Source organism: Dyadobacter luteus (assembly GCF_003383615.1).
Lineage (GTDB): Bacteria > Bacteroidota > Bacteroidia > Cytophagales > Spirosomataceae > Dyadobacter > Dyadobacter luteus.
In genome coordinates this window covers 199265-219539 of the sequence record NZ_QNUL01000003.1, presented here as the reverse complement: position 1 = coordinate 219539, position 20275 = coordinate 199265, and the positions used below count along the sequence as shown (strand labels likewise).

General features: G+C 43.3%; 18 protein-coding genes. 9 read left to right on the top strand and 9 right to left on the bottom strand.

The features are described from left to right. Window positions 1-24 precede the first annotated feature (24 nt). A complete protein-coding gene (locus tag DSL64_RS06065) occupies window positions 25-1443 on the bottom strand; it encodes a TolC family protein (RefSeq protein ID WP_158547888.1) in 1419 nt (472 codons plus the stop codon). Window positions 1444-1543: 100 nt separating this feature from the next. Between DSL64_RS06065 and DSL64_RS06060 the strand changes: the two genes are divergently transcribed. The 6 genes from DSL64_RS06060 to DSL64_RS06035 all read left to right on the top strand — a co-directional run bounded on the left by DSL64_RS06060 (window position 1544) and on the right by DSL64_RS06035 (window position 8598). After that, on the top strand, window positions 1544-2359 hold the full coding sequence (locus DSL64_RS06060; protein ID WP_115829767.1) for a helix-turn-helix domain-containing protein: 816 nt from the start codon (window positions 1544-1546) through the stop codon (window positions 2357-2359). A gap of 211 nt (window positions 2360-2570) precedes the next feature. Further along, window positions 2571-4094, top strand: a complete 1524-nt coding sequence (gene scpC, locus DSL64_RS06055) for a succinyl-CoA:acetate CoA-transferase ScpC (RefSeq protein ID WP_115829766.1) — start codon at window positions 2571-2573, stop codon at window positions 4092-4094. A gap of 105 nt (window positions 4095-4199) precedes the next feature. Beyond that, window positions 4200-5114 carry an oxidoreductase gene (locus DSL64_RS06050; RefSeq protein WP_115829904.1) on the top strand — a complete coding sequence of 305 codons (915 nt, stop codon included), beginning with the start codon at window positions 4200-4202 and terminating at the stop codon, window positions 5112-5114. A 9-nt stretch (window positions 5115-5123) separates the two neighbouring features. Next, on the top strand, window positions 5124-6092 hold the full coding sequence (locus DSL64_RS06045) for an SDR family oxidoreductase (protein ID WP_115829765.1): 969 nt from the start codon (window positions 5124-5126) through the stop codon (window positions 6090-6092). A 32-nt stretch (window positions 6093-6124) separates the two neighbouring features. Beyond that, window positions 6125-6919: a helix-turn-helix domain-containing protein gene (locus DSL64_RS06040; RefSeq protein ID WP_115829764.1), complete on the top strand. Its 795-nt coding sequence runs from the start codon at window positions 6125-6127 to the stop codon at window positions 6917-6919. A gap of 152 nt (window positions 6920-7071) precedes the next feature. Then, on the top strand, window positions 7072-8598 hold the full coding sequence (locus DSL64_RS06035; RefSeq protein WP_115829763.1) for a glycosyltransferase family 39 protein: 1527 nt from the start codon (window positions 7072-7074) through the stop codon (window positions 8596-8598). Window positions 8599-8614: 16 nt separating this feature from the next. On the opposite strand, the gene DSL64_RS06030 is transcribed toward DSL64_RS06035, so the two are convergent. Both DSL64_RS06030 and DSL64_RS06025 read right to left on the bottom strand, forming a co-directional pair. Continuing rightward, window positions 8615-9070 carry a lipocalin family protein gene (locus DSL64_RS06030; protein WP_115829762.1) on the bottom strand — a complete coding sequence of 152 codons (456 nt, stop codon included), beginning with the start codon at window positions 9068-9070 and terminating at the stop codon, window positions 8615-8617. 27 nt (window positions 9071-9097) lie between these two features. After that, entirely contained in the window at window positions 9098-9598 is a 501-nt protein-coding gene (locus DSL64_RS06025) for a methylated-DNA--[protein]-cysteine S-methyltransferase (protein ID WP_115829761.1), read from the bottom strand. Between the two features lie 114 nt (window positions 9599-9712). On the opposite strand from DSL64_RS06025, the gene DSL64_RS06020 reads away from it, so the two are divergent. Together DSL64_RS06020 and DSL64_RS06015 are read left to right on the top strand one after the other, a co-directional pair. After that, window positions 9713-10540 carry an SGNH/GDSL hydrolase family protein gene (locus tag DSL64_RS06020; protein WP_115829760.1) on the top strand — a complete coding sequence of 276 codons (828 nt, stop codon included), beginning with the start codon at window positions 9713-9715 and terminating at the stop codon, window positions 10538-10540. A 44-nt stretch (window positions 10541-10584) separates the two neighbouring features. After that, window positions 10585-11694, top strand: a complete 1110-nt coding sequence (locus DSL64_RS06015) for a lipase family protein (protein ID WP_115829759.1) — start codon at window positions 10585-10587, stop codon at window positions 11692-11694. 4 nt (window positions 11695-11698) lie between these two features. On the opposite strand, the gene DSL64_RS06010 is transcribed toward DSL64_RS06015, so the two are convergent. Continuing rightward, the gene (locus DSL64_RS06010) at window positions 11699-12247 is read right to left on the bottom strand and encodes a DUF4468 domain-containing protein (protein ID WP_158547887.1); all 549 of its coding nucleotides are present in this window, start codon (window positions 12245-12247) and stop codon (window positions 11699-11701) included. A gap of 171 nt (window positions 12248-12418) precedes the next feature. Between DSL64_RS06010 and ypfJ the strand changes: the two genes are divergently transcribed. Beyond that, window positions 12419-13267, top strand: coding sequence for a KPN_02809 family neutral zinc metallopeptidase (gene ypfJ, locus DSL64_RS06005; protein ID WP_115829757.1), 849 nt, complete (start codon window positions 12419-12421; stop codon window positions 13265-13267). 47 nt (window positions 13268-13314) lie between these two features. Here ypfJ and DSL64_RS06000 read toward each other — a convergent pair whose 3' ends face one another. The 5 genes from DSL64_RS06000 to DSL64_RS05980 all read right to left on the bottom strand — a co-directional run bounded on the left by DSL64_RS06000 (window position 13315) and on the right by DSL64_RS05980 (window position 20235). Then, on the bottom strand, window positions 13315-14886 hold the full coding sequence (locus DSL64_RS06000) for a carbohydrate-binding domain-containing protein (RefSeq protein WP_115829756.1): 1572 nt from the start codon (window positions 14884-14886) through the stop codon (window positions 13315-13317). Between the two features lie 98 nt (window positions 14887-14984). Further along, window positions 14985-17009 (bottom strand): sialate O-acetylesterase, encoded by a 2025-nt coding sequence (locus tag DSL64_RS05995; protein ID WP_115829755.1) that lies wholly within the window; start codon window positions 17007-17009, stop codon window positions 14985-14987. A 61-nt stretch (window positions 17010-17070) separates the two neighbouring features. Then, the gene (locus DSL64_RS05990; RefSeq protein WP_115829754.1) at window positions 17071-18135 is read right to left on the bottom strand and encodes an endonuclease/exonuclease/phosphatase family protein; all 1065 of its coding nucleotides are present in this window, start codon (window positions 18133-18135) and stop codon (window positions 17071-17073) included. A gap of 3 nt (window positions 18136-18138) precedes the next feature. Next, a complete protein-coding gene (locus DSL64_RS05985) occupies window positions 18139-19119 on the bottom strand; it encodes a glycoside hydrolase family 43 protein (RefSeq protein WP_115829753.1) in 981 nt (326 codons plus the stop codon). Window positions 19120-19152: 33 nt separating this feature from the next. Continuing rightward, window positions 19153-20235, bottom strand: coding sequence for a hypothetical protein (locus DSL64_RS05980; protein WP_147300341.1), 1083 nt, complete (start codon window positions 20233-20235; stop codon window positions 19153-19155). Between the last annotated feature and the right edge of the window lie 40 nt (window positions 20236-20275).

Sequence of the window (20275 nt, the reverse complement as noted above, 5' to 3'; positions counted from 1 at the left end):
CAGTTTTGAACAGGAGATAATATTTTATTGAAGAAGGCCGGATGTATACAGCAGTTGCTGGTATTTGGAGACAGTGTCCACCCGGGCGGCGGTGAGGTCGAATCGCGCCTGTAACAACACGTTGTCAGCATCGATCATTTCGGTGATCAGAGCAAGCTGATTGAGGTATTTCACTTTTACGATACGGTAGTTTTCCTGAGCCTGTAGCAGTGCTTTTTGTCGTACTGGAATGGTTTCCAATAAATCCTGCAGTTCGGAATAGTCTCTGTGAACCTGGTCAGAAAGCTTGTCGCGGACTATATTCGTATATACTTGCTGAGATTGCAGCCGCTTATGCGCTATGTGGATTCTGGTTCTGTTTTTGTATAAACCTGAAAGATTGTACGTTGCCTCCACGCCAATTTTCCCTAGGGTATACAGGTAAGGATTAGGTGGGAAGAACATATAGTTGGGATAATTGAAACCGTAGGAAGCAAAAAAATGCACCGAGGGATAGTAGTTTGCTTTAGTAATTTTGATGTCACGGATTAACGCCTCCTCTTGCTTCTGAGCAATACGAAGCTCGTCTCTGGAAAGAGTTGCCCGCAAATATTGTTCGTGATCGGGAGAAGATACAGGCATGTTGAGAACCTGTGAGGTGTCTATATCCAGGTGTTCGTTTTCAGGGAGTTCCAGCAACGTTTGTAAATCATGCAGCGCAACGTCAATTTGTCGGTGATTGGTAGCAAGTGACAGCTGCCTGTTTGATAACTGTAGTTCAGCCCTGAGTACTTCATTTTTTGTCACAGTTCCATGCGCCTTAAATACCCTGACCTCTTTGAGTCTATCCTGTTCTTCTCTGATATTCTCTGTCAGAAGTTTTTCCAACTCTTTCATTTTGAATATTCTGAGGAATAAATCAGTCACTTCGATCTGAATATCGTTTCTGACTTTCTCCAAATGAATCTGCGCGATTTCGTCCTCTTGTATGGCTTTCTCAATCGTGTATTTGATCCGGCCTCCGGTATATAGGGGTGTTTTTACTGAACCGGTGAAGTCTGCAATAACTGGGATCGTATGGGTTATAAATTTGTCACCTAAGCCGTGGCGGTATTCTGTCAGGTCGGTGATGCGTGCATAAGAAGCGTGAACATCAACTTCAGGTAGCAACAGTTCCCGTTTTTCCAATATGTTTTCATTCGCAATCTGTTTGTGGATTCTGGCATGCTGTATGCTTTTGTTGTTTTGAGAGGCAATACGGATGGCCTCCGACAATGTAATGTTGATTTTTTGAGCTTCGGCAGTTGTGGGAAAGAGCCAGACGAATGTTAGCGTCGAGATGATAAAATGCGTTAATGATTGGTGTAAACCCTTGTGGTAAATGAGAAAAGAAGCCTTTTTCTCTTTCTGATTAAATTGTACTTTACTGAGCTCTTTTGATCTCAGAGTACTTAATGGTGTCATCTTTTTGGACTTATGGGTGATTTGTAAATACTGCACAAAGGTGCGATCTTTGCCCATTCTCTGAATATCTTAAAAAGTCAAATATTTATCCATTTACGCCATGTCTGCCACAGATGATAAATATTATCTCACCGAAGTAGATAAATATCCGGAAAGTATATACTGCATGCACGATGCCATGGGAGAAAACGATATTTCTATACATGCGCATCACAAAGGTCAGTTTCTTTATACGGAGGGAGGTATTGTGCATGTGGAAACGCCTCAGAAAACCTACTTTCTTCCTGCGCGGCACTACATGTGGATACCTCCGGGCATATTGCATAGTATTCATCCGGGGTCTGCAGATGTAATCATGCGCAATCTCTATTTCCCGGTTGAAAAAGATGATAAGCCATTTTATGAAGTAACCGGCATTTATCCTGTCAACGATTTACTTCTGCAGATGGTCATTTTTAGTAACCGATGGAGCGGGGACTTGAACAGGGATGATAAAAGTGCCCACTTGTTCGCTCTTGCCTTCAAGCATATTCTCCCCGAAGTAAGCATTTACAATCTACCTTTGGCTTTACCCTATGCAAAACATAAGCGCCTAAATGAAATCATCCGGTTTATGAGCACAAACCTACAGGAGTTGATCATCTTTCCTGAGCTTGCGCACCAGTTTGGATTCAGTGAACGCAGCCTTTCCCGGTTGTTTCACAGCGATTTAGGTATGTCCTTTATCCAGTATCTTACCTTGCTGCGTATGATGCTGGCTTTAAGGCTTTTACTGGAAGATGGCATGTCTGTAAAGGAAGTGGCGGCACTTGTGGGTTATAACAGCGTACCGACTTTCAGTACCACTTTCTATAAAATTGTAGGGATGCGTCCTTCCGACTATGTGAAGCTGAAAACAGGTGTGTTGGGTGGATAGACAAGTGCTGATACTATCCACATTGGATTGCTCTCAACTGATAGTGGTATTTTCTTACTTGTGGCTGAAATGAATATCTATTTGGCTAAAACAGATATTTATGCCAATCAGAAAGGTGGCAAATTTGTCATAAATCAACTTATAATAAATTGTATCCTTCAAAGGATTGATGAGTTGACCGGCTTATTTGTTCACTTTTTCTTTATTCACTATGACAGCCGTTTCAAGAATTCATAACACTTCATTACATGATAAAGTGATATCAGCAGAGCAGGCAGCAGCCATGTTCACGGATAACATGGTGGTCGCCTCCAGCGGTTTTACAAAAGCAGGAGACAGCAAAGCAGTACTGAATGCATTTGCACATCGTGTTCAGGAGGAACCCATGCAAATTACGCTTGTTACAGGTGCTTCCCTCGGGCATGGTACGGATGGGCTTCTTGCCAAATCGGGAGCGCTTTCGCTTCGTTTTCCGTTTCAAGTGGATAGTCTTTTGCGGGAAAGCATCAATAAAGGAGATGTTTTTTTTATTGATCAACACCTTGGTGAAACAGCGGAGCTTCTGAAAAACGGACATTTTCCTAAGATAGATATTGCGATAATCGAAGCAACGCTGATAGAGCAAGATGGAAGTATTGTTCCCACCACTTCCGTAGGTAACTCTGCTGTATTCGCGCAGTTGGCCGGGAAAGTGATTATTGAGATCAATACCAGGGTACCTTTGGCGCTGGCAGGTGTACACGACATTTTCATGACAGGCAGTTATCGTTCTCATGCCATTATTCCGGTAACTTCTCCTGAAATGCGAATAGGCTCAACGTCCATTGCTATAGATCCCGAAAAAATCGCAGGTATAGTGATTACAGATATTGTAGATAGTCCGGCGGAAATAGCGCTACCTGACGCATCAACAAAAGCCATCGCCGCTCATTTGCTGACATTTTTCAATCAGGAAGTTGAAGCGGGCAGGCTTACACAATCGCTTTTGCCGTTGCAGGCGGGAATCGGGAAAGTAGCCAATGCAGTGTTGCATGGTTTTATTGAAAGTGATTTTGAAGCACTGACTATGTATTCGGAGGTGTTACAGGACAGTACCTTTGATCTTTTCGATTCGGGAAAATTGCTTTTCGCTTCCGGTTCTTCCATCACGGTTTCAGGAGAATACTACGAACGGATTTTTGCCGACTTTGATAGATACAAGGACAAAATCAGGATCAGACCGCAGGACGTTACCAATGCCGCTGAGGTGATCCGCCGGCTGGGCATCATTGCGATCAATACAGCCATTGAATGCGATATCTATGGGAATGTCAATTCTTCACACATTGGCGGAAGCAACATGATGAACGGTATCGGAGGCTCGGGCGACTTTGCCCGCAATAGCTATCTGAGTGTTTTTGTAACACAGTCTGCCGGCAAAGGCAATACTTTATCCAGAATTGTACCCATGGTTACCCATGTGGACCATACCGAACACGATGTAGATATTATAGTTACAGAGCAGGGATTAGCGGATTTGAGAGGGCTGGCACCAAGGCAACGTGCCAAAGCCATCATTGAAAACTGCGCGCATCCGGATTTCAGACAAGCCCTGACTATTTATTTTGAAGAAGCCTGCGAAAGAGGAGGGCATACGCCGCACGTACTGGAAAAGGCATTTAGCTGGCATACAAATCTGGCTGAGTTTGGGACGATGAAACCTGTGGATGTTCCGGCAAACGCAGTTGATTTCTAAATGAAGCGCCTTGTTATGAACTTCTGAACAAACTAATATTGAACTTTTAAACAAAGTGAGATGCCCCGGGATGCCGGACCTTTGTCTATCATAAATCAATTGAGTATGTGGACAAAGAAAGACATCCCGGATCAGTCGGGAAAAATAGTGATCATTACCGGAGCTAACACCGGTATCGGATATGAGACTGCACTTGCCTTGTACGAAGCCGGAGCACATGTGGTACTTGCATGCAGGGATTTAGAAAAGGCTGGAAATGCTGTTACACAAATGCGCGAGAGTGAAGGAACCGGGCAACTGAGCATCGCCAGGTTAGATCTTGCTGATCTGAATCATGTGGCAGAATTCGCAGCTCACTTCAGGAGTAAGTACAGCAAACTTGATCTGCTGATCAATAATGCAGGAGTGATGCTCCCTCCTGCAACATGCACGCCGGGTGGCTTTGAACTGCAATTTGGTGTCAACTTTCTGGGTCATTTTGCACTTACCGCTCATTTGCTCCCGCTAATTTTGGCAACTGAAAATTCCCGTATTATCACGGTGAGTAGCGGTGCGGCCAGGCAAGTCGATCATATTGACTTCAGTAATCTGAGATTGGAAAAGCCTTATGATGCCCAATATTCCTATGCGATCAGCAAACTGGCCAATCTTCAGTTTGCCTTTGAACTCGACCATAGGTTAAGAAATTCCGGAAGCAGCAGCGTTTCGGTCGCCGTTCATCCGGGCGTAGTTTATACAGATCTTCAACGATTTATTCCGGGGGACATTCTGGAGACTGCATTCGCACAATTCAGCCAGGTTTCTGAAGCATGGCAGGGAGCATTACCGACTCTTTACGCAGCCACGCATCCTGATGTCCAAGGTGGCGATTTCTACGGACCTGATGGCGAAAATGAATACTCAGGCTATCCGGCACTATCATCTTACATCACCACTGCCATGACAGACTCACTGCAAGCGGAAAGACTGTGGGAATTTGCAGAACAAGCTACAGGATTAAAAATCAGATCAACAAACTAAAATGAAATAATGAAAGATTCACAAGAAACTGTGCTGGTAACAGGAGGTTCGGGTTATCTGGCAATAGAATGTATTACGCAACTACTCCGTCAAGGGTATCGGATTAAAACTACTGTGAGAACAGAGGATAAGCAAAAGACTGTATTGCAGGCTCTTGAAGCTTCCAATATTGAAGATTATAGTCATGTATCGTTTGTGAAGGCCGATCTGACTTTTGATGAAGGCTGGGATGAGGCTGTGAAAGACTGCGACTATGTATTGCATGTAGCATCTCCGTTTCCTGCTGGCAATCCCAAAGATGAGAATGAGCTGATCATTCCTGCACGTGACGGGGCATTGCGTGTACTGCGGGCTGCACGTGAAGCCAGCGTAAAAAGAGTTGTGCTCACATCTTCATTTGCCGCTGTCGGTTATAGCAGAAGTATTCAAAATCATGTTTTTACGGAAGAGGATTGGACTGATACATCAGCACCGATAGCTGCGTACATCAAATCAAAAACTGTGGCAGAAAAAGCTGCGTGGAATTTTATTGCAGAAGAAGGGGGAGTTCTGGAACTGACGGTGATTAATCCCGTGGGTATATTCGGCCCGTTTACGGCAGGCAATTTTTCTGCTTCGGTGGAGGTAGTCATTCAGGGTATTTTGTCGGGAACAGTAAGCGAAAGTCCTGACTTTACCATGGGTGTAGTGGACGTTCGCGATGTAGCCGATTTGCATATCATAGCAATGAAGCACCCCGATGCTAATAATCAGCGTTTTATTGCTACTTCCGATGGTAGTGCCATGAGCTTTTATGATGTAGCGCAACTCATGAAAACCGAAAGACCGCACCTTGCTCAACATGTTGCGATTACCAATGCGACAGCGCCGCAATATTACGTGTCGATCTCAAACAGAAAAGCAAAAGAAATACTGGGCTGGACAGTGCGGAGCAAAGAAGAAGCGATTCTGGCAAGTATTGATTCTCTTGGCAATTAATTACATTTATAGTCAAACCAGAAAGCTGAATCGTGAAATTTAACAATATTCATTCCTGTCACCTGGGTCCTGAAATATCGCCGGAGCAGTTTGTGCCTGAACATTTTTTCCTTTTTCTTTTGAAAGGGTCGATGGTGGGTTACGATGGTCACAGGCACTATCAAATGCAGGAGGGAGATTATTGTATTCTGAGGAAAAATCATCTGGTTCGCTACACCAAGTATAAAAATGGTGAGCAGTTTGAAAAGATAATTATTACCCTGGATGCAGTATTCCTTAAAAAATTTCTGGAGAGACATCCAATGGAACCTAATGGAAAGGTAGTTGATGGAGCATTTTTGTCTCTACCGGAAGATAAGCTGATCCGGAATTTTATACAGTCGCTCGAACCTTATTATCACGGTGGAGAGCAGATCGACGAGATATTTGCGGATGTAAAGAGAGAGGAGCTACTGTTGATTTTGCTAAAAATCAATGCTGACCTGGCGAGTGTATTCTTCAATTTTGGTACACCTGAAAAAATTGATCTGGAAGAATTCATGAACCGCAACTTCCGGTTTAACATAAGTCTTGAACGTTTTGCATTTCTTACAGGACGTAGTCTTTCCTCTTTCAAGCGCGATTTTCAGACAATATTTCGACTCACACCCGGACAGTGGCTTACCAAAAAACGGTTGGATGAGGCTTATTTCCTGATCTCCGACCAAGCCAGGAAGCCGGTAGAGATTTATCTGGATCTTGGTTTTGAAGACTTGTCCCATTTTTCATTTGCGTTTAAAAAGCAGTTTGGTTTATCTCCGGGTTCCTTTGTGAAACAAACCAGTTGAATGAAAGAAATCTATTAACGGAGCCGTTTGTCTTTCGGGATAAGCGGCTTTCTTTTGTAGTGTGAAACTGCTCGCAAGTGATGCAAAAGCAATTTTGTCGGTTATATTAGTGGTTCGAACGATCCTTCACGAATCAACCGCCAAACTATATAATGACCCTTTCCCGCAATACACTGGTTCTTTGGTTTTTTATCATCCTGAAATTCGGAATACATTGTTTAATCATTTCTCCTGAATATGATCTTCACCGTGACGAATACCTGCATATTGATCAGGGTAAACATCTGGCCTGGGGATACTTGTCTGTGCCTCCATTAACATCTTGGAGCTCATGGCTGATTCTGGCTTTGGGTGGTTCTGAATTTTGTGTAAAATTTTTTCCGGCTCTGTACGGTATGCTGACGATGGTTGTGGTCTGGAAGGCAACAGAGGTACTGGGGGGTAAACTCTTCGCGCAGATTCTGGCAGCAACGGCTGTCACCTTTTCTGTTTTGCTGCGGATCAATATGCTGTATCAGCCCAACTCTTTGGATGTATTGGCATGGACGGCGATGTATTACACAATCCTCCAATATCTGAAAACAGAGCAATCTAATTGGCTTTACAGGGCTACAATGGTAGCGGCACTGGCTTTTTTGAATAAGTATAATATTGTATTTCTGCTGGCTGGATTGGCTCCTGCGCTCTTAGTGGCTGGCCAGTATCGACTGTTTACAAACAGGCATCTTTATCTCGCGGCGTTGCTGGCGGTGCTTTTGATTACCCCCAATCTGATATGGCAGTATCAAAACAACTGGCCCGTGGTTCATCATATGAAATTGCTTTCAAAAACCCAGCTTGTGAATGTAAATAGAGGGGATTTTCTGAAAGAGCAGCTACTGTATTTTTCCAGTTCAGCATTTGTGATGATCGCAGCTTTGGTTAGTTTTTCTACTTATCAGCCATTCAGGAAGTACCGCGTTTTCCTTTGGTCTTTTCTTTTCTCATTAGGCATTTTTGTTGGAGCACGGGCCAAAGGCTATTATGCCATTGGGTTGTATCCTATTTTACTGGCTTTCGGATCTGTATACCTTGAGAATGCGATTCGGGAAAGATGGATGTGGCTTCGTGTTGCTGCGATTATGCTCATTGTTGCGGCATTCCTGCCAATTGTAAAAATAGCTTTTCCTTTACAAAGCCCTGAGGAAATTGCGTCTCATCCGGAATCCTTCCAACCGCTGGGTTTGTTGCGGTGGGAAGACGGAAAGGATCATACCTTGCCTCAGGATTTTGCAGATATGCTCGGCTGGAAAGAGCTTGCAGCGAAGGTTGACAGTGAATACGCGAAATTGAAAGATAAAAAACACACTGTTGTTTTATGCGACAACTATGGGCAGGCGGGAGCAATTAATTATTATTCAGCATTTAAGGATATTGGTGCGGTGACGGTTAATGCGGATTATATCAATTGGTTTCCGCTGGATGAGGAAATCGTTAATGTTATTCTTGTTCAAAATGCAGATGATGACGATCCGGATCGAAACAAGGAGAAACCGCTCTTTCGTACGATCAGACGGACAGGTAAGATTGAGTCGAAATATGCACGTGAGGTGGGTACCAGCATTTATATGCTGGAAAGTGCTAAAGTATCAATCAATGAAATCCTGAAATCGGATATTGCTGAAGCCCGATGGAAGTAGTGTGAAATGCAGCAGTTTATTTCTTTACATATATTTCAATAATCTCCTGATCAATGCCCAGACTGTCAATTTTCTCGACTCCTGTCTGGATAAGTGTGTCATTTTTGAGTTTTAATTTGAAATGAAAATCATGGTTTTCCCATTCCCGGTAATTGCAATAGGTCAGGTGCTCGGTATATTCTTCACCTTTAAGCTCATAGGTTCCGCTTCCGGCCGAAAACACCGTTGAGTCTTTGGACGTTGCCCGGATATTATGATTGAAAAAAGCGAATTCCTTATCTGTGAACATTTTGATCATCTCTCGATTGGGTACCGGGAAGGTTTCGGAAGTATCCCCTTTGGTAATGACTTTGCTGGAAACTAATTTCCATGTTCCTATTAGTTGGTTGTCGGAAGTGTCTGTTGAATTGGTTTTTTGCTGACATGACGCCAGCGCCATTGCTGAGAGCAGGAGGGTACAGATGGTTTTCATAAGTTCCGTTTTAAGATGGCATTGTGATTAATCAAAAAGTGTTGGCGTTTTGCCAGCGCGTTCCAGTCTGAGCAGGAAATCCTTATTATGTAACCCTCCTGCAAAACCTGTAAGTTTTCCTGAGGCACCAATAACACGGTGGCAGGGGGCGATGATAGAAATAGGGTTTTTCCCGTTGGCTGCCCCCACAGCACGTACTGCTTTGCTATCTCCCAATTCTTTGGCTATGGCACCATAAGTCCGGGTTTCGCCGAATGGAATTTTCAGCAATTCTGCCCAAACACTTTTTTGGAAATCAGTACCGATAAAATCCAGTTGCAAATTGAAAGTAGTTCGTTTTTTTGAAAAATATTCATCTAACTGTTTTTCTGTTTCAAGAAGAACAGGATGCTGTTCGTTGCACTCGCCCGGCTCCACTTTTACCCTTCCGGGCTTGTCGTGCTCCCACAATATAGCAGCCAGGCCATTCTGTGTAGCGATCAGCTTTAATCTGCCAACAGGGGTATTGATTTCCTTGAATTGATTCATACTGTCGGGGAGCTGGCCTGTTTGAATAAAAAATTATATAACAAAGGTAGCCAAAGATGCAATTTTACTTTATTGCTTTAATTCTAATTCGCAATCCTTTCAAATCCTGTATATATGAAAAAAATATTATTACTGTCTGTTCTGATTGTTGTTTGCCTCGGCACTGCTCCCCGCAAAATTACCTGGGTTGCTATTGGAGATTCCATCACGTATCTGAATGATCATCAGGAACAGACAGGCAATAGGGTTACCAAAGGTTATCTGACCTTGATCACAGAAAGACATCCGCAAGTGAGCTACATTAATAAAGGATATAATGGCTGGACTTCGGTGAATATCGCTGATAAGATTGAAACTTTGGAACTGACCCCGGCTGATGTATATACGATATTCCTTGGTACTAATGACTGGTGGCAGGGCAAACCGCTGGGAACTTATACAAACTATAAGGACGATACCGGTTCAGGAACAGTGTACGGCGCTTTCAGAGTGATCACAAACAAACTGAGATCATTGAACAAAAAGGCAAAGATCATCCTGATCACTCCTATGCAAAGAGGTGATTTTGTATACATCAACAATTCGAAAAACAATGCATTTGGCTCGTATAAATTGAAAAATGAGCAATCGCTGGAACAGTTTGCCAATGCTATTGTAGAGATAGGGAAGGAAGACAAAATGCCGGTCGTAGATTTGTATCATAACAGCGGTATGACACTTGAAAAAATGGTTCACTTCAAAAAGTTGCGTGAACCTGGTACAGACACATACACTGATTTCAAATATCCGGATTACACCAACGTCCCTTTTGATCCTGAAAAAGATGCGTATCCATATCCGGAGGAATCCATCTATATGACTTACGATGGTTTACATCCTTCGGACGAGGGCTACAGAATTATTGCAGACATGCTGGAAGCAAAGTGGAAGAGACTGAGATAAACAGTTATTGGTTATATTTACACACATGCTTACAACTTACTATTATGAAAGCCAGACAGAAGTTTGCGGTATTATTGGGATTGCTGTTACATTCGGCAATCTTACATGCTCAACCCCTGAAGCCTTACTTTGATAAATCGGAGTATATTGAAACGCTTAAAGTAAATCATAAGGTACACATTGATGTTGATAAATGGCAGGATGTCAAAACGGTTCCTGAACCGGAGCATTTCAGACAGGTCTACAGATCAAAAAGTGTAGGATTTGATAATTTGTGGGATTTGTGGAAAAAAAACGATCGTCTGGGAATGATAGCCGTGAGGGGTACAACACAGACAGGGGTCAGTTTTCTTGCCAATTTCTATGCTGCGATGGTTCCTGCCAAGGGTACATTGAAATTAAGTAAAGATTTTACTTTTGACTATCATCTGGCTGATCATCCCAATGCAGCAGTACATGTGGGCTGGCTTGTTTCTATGGCATATTTATCCGGAGATATTGTATCAAAAGTGGATTCCTGTTACAAAACAGGTATGAAGGAGTTTATTCTAACCGGGCACAGCCAGGGTGGAGGAATTGTTTTTCTGTTGAAAAGTCATCTGGAAAACCTAAAGAAGACGGGAAAGCTTCCAGCTGATGTTGTCTTTAAAACTTACTGTAGTGCAGGTCCCAAGCCGGGTAACCTGTTTTATGCCTATGAGTATGAAAATCTGAACAGGGATGGCTGGGCGATCAATGTCGTCAACACAGCCGATTGGGTTCCGGATGTGCCTTTCACTGTTCAGACTGTAGATGACTTTACAGCTGTCAATCCTTTTCATGGGGCAAAGGCGCAGATTAAAAAACAAAAATTTCCGAAGAATCTGGCTTTAAAATACGCTTATAATCAGATGAGTAAGCCAAGTTACAAAGCGCGCAAAAATTACCAGAAATATCTGGGGAAAATGGTGTCTCAAACCGTCAAAAAGCAATTTCCCGAATTTGAAGCCCCTAAGTATTTCAATAGTAATTATTACGTGCGGACAGGGTCTACAGTGGCGCTATTTGCCAATGAGGACTATTTCAAATTGTTCAACAACGATCCCGAAAATCCAAATATCTGGCAACATCATTTACCTGCAGCTTATCTGAATCTGGCAGAAAAGCTGAAATAATGAATCAATGTGAGGCTATATACTCTTTCAGGCTGGCCAGTACTTTGAACATGGCCTCATTGACATGGTCGTTGTCTGCCTTTGCCTGATCCAGTTGTTGCTGTACGTCAGATCGTTTTTTCTTGTTCGTTTCTGTTTTAACCAGCATCTCTTTTTCTGTTACCAGATTGTTTTCGTTGATTCCAAGTCTGGCAGGTGAACGAAGCTGGGAAGTACCATCCAGGTTAGTGATTTTTACCTGATATCCCTGATCACGTAATGTAAGTGTCAGATCAAAACGGACATAGTCATAAAGGGATGTTTGTACGGGCGTGTAGGTGTTAATTACAAGAAGTCCGGTTGCTGCATCCTGCTTAACGACTGCGTTTTCATAATTCCCGAAGGTATCAGAAATCCATTTCTGCGCGATTTTAAAGCATTCATCCTTACTTTTTTGTGTTGATGCCTGATCCGTATAAGTGGCTTTTTTGTTGGCGTCGAGCAAGAGTTTCCCATCTTGTGAATAAGTAACGCCGGAAAGAAGGAGCAATGCTCCGAGAATAAAATATTTCAATGTCGGTTCAAAATGGTACGTCGCAAAGTAGAGATTAATGGATGTAATGCCAAGGGATTAACCATTGTATTTATAAAAAAGTAAATAGGGTGGAGCCGGATATATCGATGCAGAGAAATCAATTTTGTAATATAGCAGGCAAAATCACTTAGCACTAAAAACACTAAAATTATGCGTTGGCAGGATTTACGCAGAAGCAGTAATGTAGATGACCGTCGTGGAATGTCCGGTGGCGGAAAGGTTGCACTGGGAGGCGTGGGAGTAATTATTGTAGTCGTATTAGGTTTGCTTACAGGACAGGATCCGGGGCAGATTATGGAGAATTTGCAGGGCGCGCAGACTACCGAGCAAACTGGTACGAGACCACCCGGCCCGCGGCCCGATGACCGTACAGCCGACCTTGTCACAACAGTCTTGGGAAGCACGGAGGATGTATGGGATAAAATATATGCTGAGAATAACGCACAGTATCAGCAGCCTACATTACAGATTTTTGAAAACGCTACCCAGGGAGCTTGTGGTGGTGCGTCAGCTGCAATGGGTCCTTTCTATTGTCCTGCGGATCAGCAGGTGTACATTGATTTGTCCTTTTGCGATGAGCTGCGTACCAAATTCAAGGCACCCGGAGACTTTGCTGTCGCCTATGTAATTGCTCACGAAGTGGGACATCATGTCCAGAACCTGATGGGAATCTCTTCACAGGTTCAACAGCAGCGCAGGAGATTGAGCGAAGCAGAGTATAACAAATTGTCGGTAAAATTGGAGTTACAGGCTGATTTTTTGGCGGGTGTATGGGCCAACCGTGCCAATAAAATGCAGAATATACTTGAACCGGGTGACCTGGAAGCTGCCTTGGCTGCGGCGAATGCAATTGGTGACGATAAACTTCAAAAGCAATCGCAGGGCTATGTAGTCCCCGATGCCTTCACCCACGGTACCTCCGAGCAACGTATGTACTGGTTTAAAAAAGGCTTTGATACAGGAGATTTAAATCAGGGGCGTTTCGACGATATCAGATAAGTTAAAAAAGTGGAGGTCGTTAAAGCCTCCACTTTTTGATTTAAAGATTATCTCCCTCCGGGGCCGGTACTGCCTCCCGCCCGTGTAACCATGGTGCTCGTGGTGAAAGTCGTAGATGAAAGTGTCCCAGGGTTGTAGGTGCCACTTACATAGAGTCCGTTTACACTCTTTCCATTGGTAACGGTTCCGCCGTTGTATACTTTGTAGGTTTGGCCGGTTTTTACTTTTGGATTTGAAAACAGCATCGTCGAATAGGATTTGGGTATTTCGAAGGTCAGAACTTCCACACCTTCATTGGATTGTATGTGGATGATATCATTAGCCGTTCCTGAACCCAGAATCACAGATGGTTGCGTAGATACTGTTGCGGTAGGGGTGCTGGTTCCGCCTCCGATGCCAACGATAAATCCACCCACAATTTTGAATGTACTGTTATCGCAGTCAAATCCCTGCTCAGGTGATCCTGCACCTACTGCTACTGTTTTTCCTCCTGTTACAGTGATTTTTCCATTTGAGTCGATTCCATCGTTAGAGCTACTAAACGCATAAGTAGTACCACCATTGATGTAAATAAATGTCCCGGCATTCAGAGCATCGTCTGCGGTTTTGACCACAATGGTTCCATTGTTAATAGTCAGAACACTTTTCGATTCAATACCTTCGCCAGCGCTGGAGGTAATGTCAATAGTGCCATTATTAATAGTTACGTATGGATCAATCGTAGCGTCAGTATCCCAGCTTGCCGTGATCCCTTTATCTACCACGTTGATTTTGAACACGCCGTTATTGATCACGATGTAGCCTTCCTCACATTGGATTCCATCATCAGTGGCGGTGATATTGATTTCTCCTCCATCGACGATAAAGGCATCGTTAGTATGGATACCATCTGAAGCTGCGCCTGTTACAGTAATTTTCCCGCTGATGATACGTACATAATCGTCGCTGCAAATGGCGTGTTTGTTGTTGGACTTCAGGCTGAGACTTCCGTTTCCTGAGAAAATGAGCTGACCTTCACTGAAAAAGGTGCCCTTCATATCTTCTGTTCCGCTTGCTGTATACGTGGTGCCGTCGGTCAGGCTGTTTGTGGTATTATCGTTGAGTACCACAAAAGCCCTTTTACCGGATTGTATATTAATGGCTGGTCCATCGCTATTGGTGATATTCACACCATTGAGTGTCAATTTGAATTTTTTATCACTGTAAATCTTAACTGATCCGTTAGTGGTTGTTCCGGATAGTTCATAAGCTACCTCAGCCACGGTAGCGTTGATGATCACATCTCCGTTTGTCTCCGTTACGGTTACGCCTGCGCCAGCCAGTGGATTGGTAGTGGATACTGTTGTACCAAAATTGATCGAAACTACTGATGAAAAAGTAGAGTTGGCGAGCAGATCATCGGCGTTTTCGGCATTGCCTGTATTACCTTCCGGTGTGGCTGAGGAGATGATGGTACTGTCGATCGTTACGGCAGTACTGCTGGCCTCCTGTTCGGTTACTACGTCGTCTTCTTTGGAGCAGGAGGCCAGCAAAATACCCGCTAAGAAAGCTGTGCTCAAAAGCGAGGCCTTACGCCACACGGGTGCGGAGGTTACGAAAATGCTTGTTGTTGGTGTCATTTGGATTTTTAGTCTGGAGTAACATTCTTCTTACAAACATGATTACGTGTTGGCTGTGGGAAGTGTTGCAGCGCTTAAAATCACATGGGGAATATCAACTATTTTACAATAATTCCGGACACGTAGCTTTGTGTTCCTGACTCATATCTAATGAGATAAAAGCCCTGGCCGGGAATGGTTGTTTTTAGCTTTACAGTGGTTTGTTGATTAATTGTTTCAACACCCAATAAATTACCTGATTGGCTTAGTATGCTGATTTTTCCGCTGGATGGGCGTGCGAAGTGTACCATCACTCCTTCCCGGCTGTGAGAAGGATTGGGATATACGAAAAACAGCTGGTTTACTTCCTTTTGCGTACCAAGTATGATATCAGTCATGATTTCTGCATTTCCAAATTCAGCCGACTCCGCCGTGGTGTTTACTGCTTTGATACGGTATTGTAACCTTTGACCGCCTGGAACGATATTGTCCCGATAGGTCCTTGTAGGGGATGGCAGTATTGCAACGCTTTTATAAGTGGATTCAGGATTTGTCCTCCGTTCCAGTACATAGCTATTGGCGCCGGGGACGCCACTCCAGGTCAGTATCACGTCGTGGTCGGTACCGGGGCGAGCTTCGAGAGCAGGGCTGCTCAGGGCATCACCAATGGGCATTTGAAAAAAGGAAAATGCTCTCATACCCAGTTTGTTTTTCAGGTAGGGGCCGGTGTATCTGAAATAGGGTGCAGCTGCTTCTATATAATTAGGGAGATAGTTAAATTCCCGGGCCGACTGCTTGCCATTCAGTTCAAGAATGATGCGGTTACCTTCAGCTGTTCCCGACAGTACGGCTCCCGTACCGCCGCCAAGATAAAAGAAATCTTTCATCTGTAGTATCCCATCCGCATATTCTGGCTTGTAGGCTTCAGGATACAATAATTCCTGATTTTCATCAAATGTGATAATCAGTCTGTTGTTTTCATTACTGCTGTAAAATGCTTTCTGAACATTCGGGGAGTTGATATTGAGCGTGTCCTTACGCTGATAGAAATCCCTGGCCATAAGACGGGCCACTTCCTGTCCACTCTGTATGTTGCCTTCCCGTGAATAATGAAGCCCGTCATATCCGGTAGTTCCCACACTCGCGATTGAGCTTACATCGGGGTAAATTTGCGGTAGTCTGCGCTGATAGTCTCTTACAATAGCACCTATCGGGGAATTGTAATAAATGATATCAATTTGAAAAACATATAGTTTTTGCAGGTTCGGATAATCGATATAAAGATTTTTTCTGAACAGATCAAAGTAACCTTCCCAATTTGAACCTTCGTGATAAGCTTCCGTTTCTCCTTGCCTGAAAACAAGTCCGCGTACAGCTCTGGTCAGTCCGGCTTTTTGCGCTCTGTACAGCATTCGTCCGTAACCATTGTTCATATCAGCAGGGTTGCCTTCTGTTCGCCGGGAATGTGATTCTGCGGATGACCAGTGAAATCCACCATTGATGAGGCAATTAGGAACTCCGGAAATTTCTACCAACTGCCTCTGCATTTCCAGTCCCATGGTTCCGACGAGGGCTCCCGAATTTTCCTGATTCGATAATGCCCAGAGGGTATCAGCCGGGTTATACGTATCCGTATTTAAATTACCTGTTATTTTTCCGAAGGATCTGCAATACTTGTTAGTTTGCTTCTCGGTAAAAAAACCAGTGGAGTTGGATTGCCCTGTAAGCAAATAAGCATCTCCGCTCACCACATTCTGGCGGTCGGCGATTAGTGTTGAGTCGCCTGTTTTGCAGACATAAACCTTGAATCGATAGTCAGCAAGTTCAGCCTTGATCTTTGCGCTGGTGCCAAAGCTTCCACGCTCAGTATAGTTAATCGGAGAACGCAGATATTGTACCAGTGTTTCATTTCGATACACGATCACAGACACATAACTGTACCCTGATCTTTCAACAAAACCTGATACAGGTATATTTGCCTCATTTTTTTCGTCACGAGGATATAACTGGTAATCCTGGGGCAGTTTATTAAAATTTATGAACTGAATTTTTTCGGCACTTGCATCATTATAAAGATGGATAAAGAAGAGCGCAGTAAACAGAAAAATACTCTGATTCCATACTTCTGAAAACTTAATTTTCATTTGATAATGATGGTCTGAATAAAAGTGTTAGAAATGTAATCAGTGCATGTATTTGTGTTTGTTATTCGGGTACGTCCTTATTTATTTTTTCCTCAGCTTCAGCAATCTCTTCATGATCTGCTTCGGGCTCCTCCTGGTGCTCATCTGCCTGTTCTTCGAATTGCAATGCGATAAAAATCGGAAAATGGTCGGAATTAAAATTTTCAAGTCTGCGCATGGTGACCAGTTTGAAATCTGTGGTGCAGAAAACGTGGTCTAATGGAAAGCGCAGGAACGGGTATTTAGCATGAAAAGTATTGAAAAATCCCCGTCCTATTCTTGGATCCAGTGTTCCGCTTATTTTTGTAAACAACTTTGTAGTATGCGACCAGGCCACATCATTAAGATCCCCGACAACAATTGTCGGGGTAGGATTTTCTTTCACCTCTTTGGCTACGAGCAACAGTTCCTTATCCCTTTCAGTCGCGTAGAGATTTTCTCCGGGCACCGGTGGGGTGGGGTGTACGCAGTGCAACGTAATCAGCTTTCCCGATGGAAGTTCCACTTTTGTCGTGATTGAAGGAATTTCATCGTCGACCAGATACCGTACCTCAGGATTCACCAGTTTGAATTTTGAATAGAGTAGCATTCCATAGGTATTTTCCAACGGAACCAATACCTGGTGAGGATATTTTTCCTTCAACTTTTCTGTCCCTTTGTACCAGTACTGGTCTGTTTCCAGCAACAGAACGATATCAGGATCCTGCCTCCCTATTACACTCAGACAGCCAATTGTATTTCTGTTATCCTGATATACATTGGAAGAAACGATACTTATTTCGTTCCTTTTGTCTGTGAAAGATCTTTTTTGCAAAGCTTTTTTTGCAAAAAAGGAAAAGGGGTAAATCTGATAAATCAGGTAAGCGCAGTTAAGGATCAGAGCGACGAAAACAAATACTTCAAATGGCTCGTCAACCTGAAAATAAAACGCATAAAGAATAATCGTTACCAAATTCAGAAACAGCTTCTGAAGTCGTGGATAATCAAAAACTCTGAAGGTCCAGTAATCATTTCTGATTAGAGGCATCAGGGAAAACAAAATAATGAAACCCGAGAAAATTTCCAGGGAAAGCTTAAATGACTGCATGAACTACTTAAGTTTCTGTTTTTTGACACCCGTCGTTGTGATTTTCACAGGATTGATCAGGCCGTTTTCATTAAAGGTCATCACTTCAATACATGTTTCACGGTGATTCCCATCCGTTTCGGTAAGAGGCCGGCGGTGATACACGATGTAATATTGATCTTTTCCCGGTCCCTGTATAATCGAATGGTGACCTGCACCTCTCGCCACTTCGGGATCCTGTTGCAGGATTCTGTCAATTCTTTTGAAAGGTCCGAATGGCGAATCGGCGATGGCGTAAGCTACAGAATAGTTAGGCCCTGTCCAGCCTCCTTCCGACCACATAAAATAATATTTCCCGTCACGGATAAACATGAATGGCCCCTCTACGTATCCCTCCGGAGTCACTTCTTTGAATATAGTACCGTCTTCAAAAGGTACAAAGCCCGTGAAGTCGTCATTTAGTTTGGCTACGTTGCAGTGTTTCCAGCCTCCATAATAGAGATAATGCTGTCCATCTTTGTCTCTGAAAACGAACTGATCAATAGGCTGAGCTCCATTGTGAAACTTATCAATAAGCGGCTTGCCCAAATGATCCTTATAGGGGCCTTCTGGTTTGTCAGCTACAGCTACACCGATGCCTCCTTTTTCCTGATCATTCTGAATATCATTTGCTCCGAAAAAGAAAAAGTACTTGTTGTCTTTTTTGATGATAGACGGTGCCCACATGGCGCGTTTTGCCCATTTGACTGCAGAAGTATCGAGAATAGATGAATGTTTTTTCCAATTGACCAGATCCGTAGATGAAAATGCGTCAAAATGAACCTGCTTATTGTAAGGAGCCGAAAAGGTAGGGTATACCCAATATTCTTTGCCGAATACAATTGCTTCCGGATCAGCGTACCAGCCCGGGAAAATGGGGTTGCCGGATGTTTCTTTCTTTTCTTTTTGTGCCAATGCAGGTTGAAGGCTTAGGAGAGCAATAGCTGCGGCAATACAATTTTTCATTTTTTGAATTAAATAAATAATAGGTTAATTGGTTTAGTACTCACCTGCTGACCCGCCTCCACTGAATTCACCGCTTCCGCCGAACCGGAAGTTATCATGAGCTGGTACGTCGCTCAAAACTTCAGAAGCAAGGATTGTTTGTATATGTAAGTAGGCAGATGAGTCCTCTTCGGGATGATCGGCAATGCCGTATCTGGGTTGTTTCAAATAGTGTATGCAAAGTGCAGAAATACCGATCATCAGAACGCCTGACAAGGCTGTGGCCTGCGAGGCAGAAAGGAAATCAGTATAATAGTAGAATGTAAATCCACTGAATGCCAAAGCAAGCAGCCCGGCTATAAGGAGAATTCTGTTTTTCTGTTTTAAACCCAGAAAAATGTAAAGAGCGGGAATAATTAATGTAAATGCGTAAAACACAATTGCGAAATCAATCTGAGGACTCTCAGATCCGCCAATATCATTAATTAGTGCATTCGCCTCACGAACAACATAATAATTGCCGCTCAGATAAATCAGCAGTAATAAAATAAATTCCAATAGAATCCGACTTTGCCTGTAATAAATGTCACAGATCTTGCTGACCAGCAGGTAGAGAGCGGCCGACATCCCCACCATGGCAAACGGAAGTAACATACGTCCCGTTACTGATTTCATCATCAGGCTCATCACCAATGTGTACCAAACAGCTAATAAGCACAGAGCCAGGAATGAATCTGCGTAGCGATAGCATGCCGGAATGAGTAAAATCAGGGCAGCCAGACAGTACTGCCATACTTCCAGCCGGTTTTCAAATAGAATTACCAAAGGAACAAAAAATGAAACCAATCCTGCATAAAGCAGCGCATTGTCTGCACCGGAGTGATACAGCTTCTTTTCTCTGATCATAAATTCCAGACTCACAAAAAAGCCTATTCCCGAAATAATACTTGGAATGATAAAGGAATTTCCCGATTCCATTCCAAAAAGCAATGCGATAAAACTGACAAAAAATGAACCGGAAACACTGGCAAACAGAAACAATCCGATACGAACAAATAGGTTAGGAAGATAGAACTGATGAGGGAATTGGGAGCATATACGCTCAAACTGCGCTTCTGTAAGCAGTTTTTTTGACATCCATTTTCTGCATTTATTTTGCAGATACAGGTTTTTTACC

Excerpts from the sequence above, each read along its gene's own strand:
- DSL64_RS06065 (WP_158547888.1), bottom strand. The coding sequence starts at position 1,443 with ATGACACCATTAAGTACTCTGAGATCAAAAGAGCTCAGTAAAGTACAA.
- DSL64_RS06060 (WP_115829767.1), top strand. The coding sequence starts at position 1,544 with ATGTCTGCCACAGATGATAAATATTATCTCACCGAAGTAGATAAATAT.
- scpC (WP_115829766.1), top strand. The coding sequence starts at position 2,571 with ATGACAGCCGTTTCAAGAATTCATAACACTTCATTACATGATAAAGTG.
- DSL64_RS06050 (WP_115829904.1), top strand. The coding sequence starts at position 4,200 with ATGTGGACAAAGAAAGACATCCCGGATCAGTCGGGAAAAATAGTGATC.
- DSL64_RS06045 (WP_115829765.1), top strand. The coding sequence starts at position 5,124 with ATGAAAGATTCACAAGAAACTGTGCTGGTAACAGGAGGTTCGGGTTAT.
- DSL64_RS06035 (WP_115829763.1), top strand. The coding sequence starts at position 7,072 with ATGACCCTTTCCCGCAATACACTGGTTCTTTGGTTTTTTATCATCCTG.
- DSL64_RS06030 (WP_115829762.1), bottom strand. The coding sequence starts at position 9,070 with ATGAAAACCATCTGTACCCTCCTGCTCTCAGCAATGGCGCTGGCGTCA.
- DSL64_RS06025 (WP_115829761.1), bottom strand. The coding sequence starts at position 9,598 with ATGAATCAATTCAAGGAAATCAATACCCCTGTTGGCAGATTAAAGCTG.
- DSL64_RS06020 (WP_115829760.1), top strand. The coding sequence starts at position 9,713 with ATGAAAAAAATATTATTACTGTCTGTTCTGATTGTTGTTTGCCTCGGC.
- DSL64_RS06015 (WP_115829759.1), top strand. The coding sequence starts at position 10,585 with ATGAAAGCCAGACAGAAGTTTGCGGTATTATTGGGATTGCTGTTACAT.
- ypfJ (WP_115829757.1), top strand. The coding sequence starts at position 12,419 with ATGCGTTGGCAGGATTTACGCAGAAGCAGTAATGTAGATGACCGTCGT.
- DSL64_RS06000 (WP_115829756.1), bottom strand. The coding sequence starts at position 14,886 with ATGACACCAACAACAAGCATTTTCGTAACCTCCGCACCCGTGTGGCGT.
- DSL64_RS05995 (WP_115829755.1), bottom strand. The coding sequence starts at position 17,009 with ATGAAAATTAAGTTTTCAGAAGTATGGAATCAGAGTATTTTTCTGTTT.
- DSL64_RS05990 (WP_115829754.1), bottom strand. The coding sequence starts at position 18,135 with ATGCAGTCATTTAAGCTTTCCCTGGAAATTTTCTCGGGTTTCATTATT.
- DSL64_RS05985 (WP_115829753.1), bottom strand. The coding sequence starts at position 19,119 with ATGAAAAATTGTATTGCCGCAGCTATTGCTCTCCTAAGCCTTCAACCT.
- DSL64_RS05980 (WP_147300341.1), bottom strand. The coding sequence starts at position 20,235 with ATGTCAAAAAAACTGCTTACAGAAGCGCAGTTTGAGCGTATATGCTCC.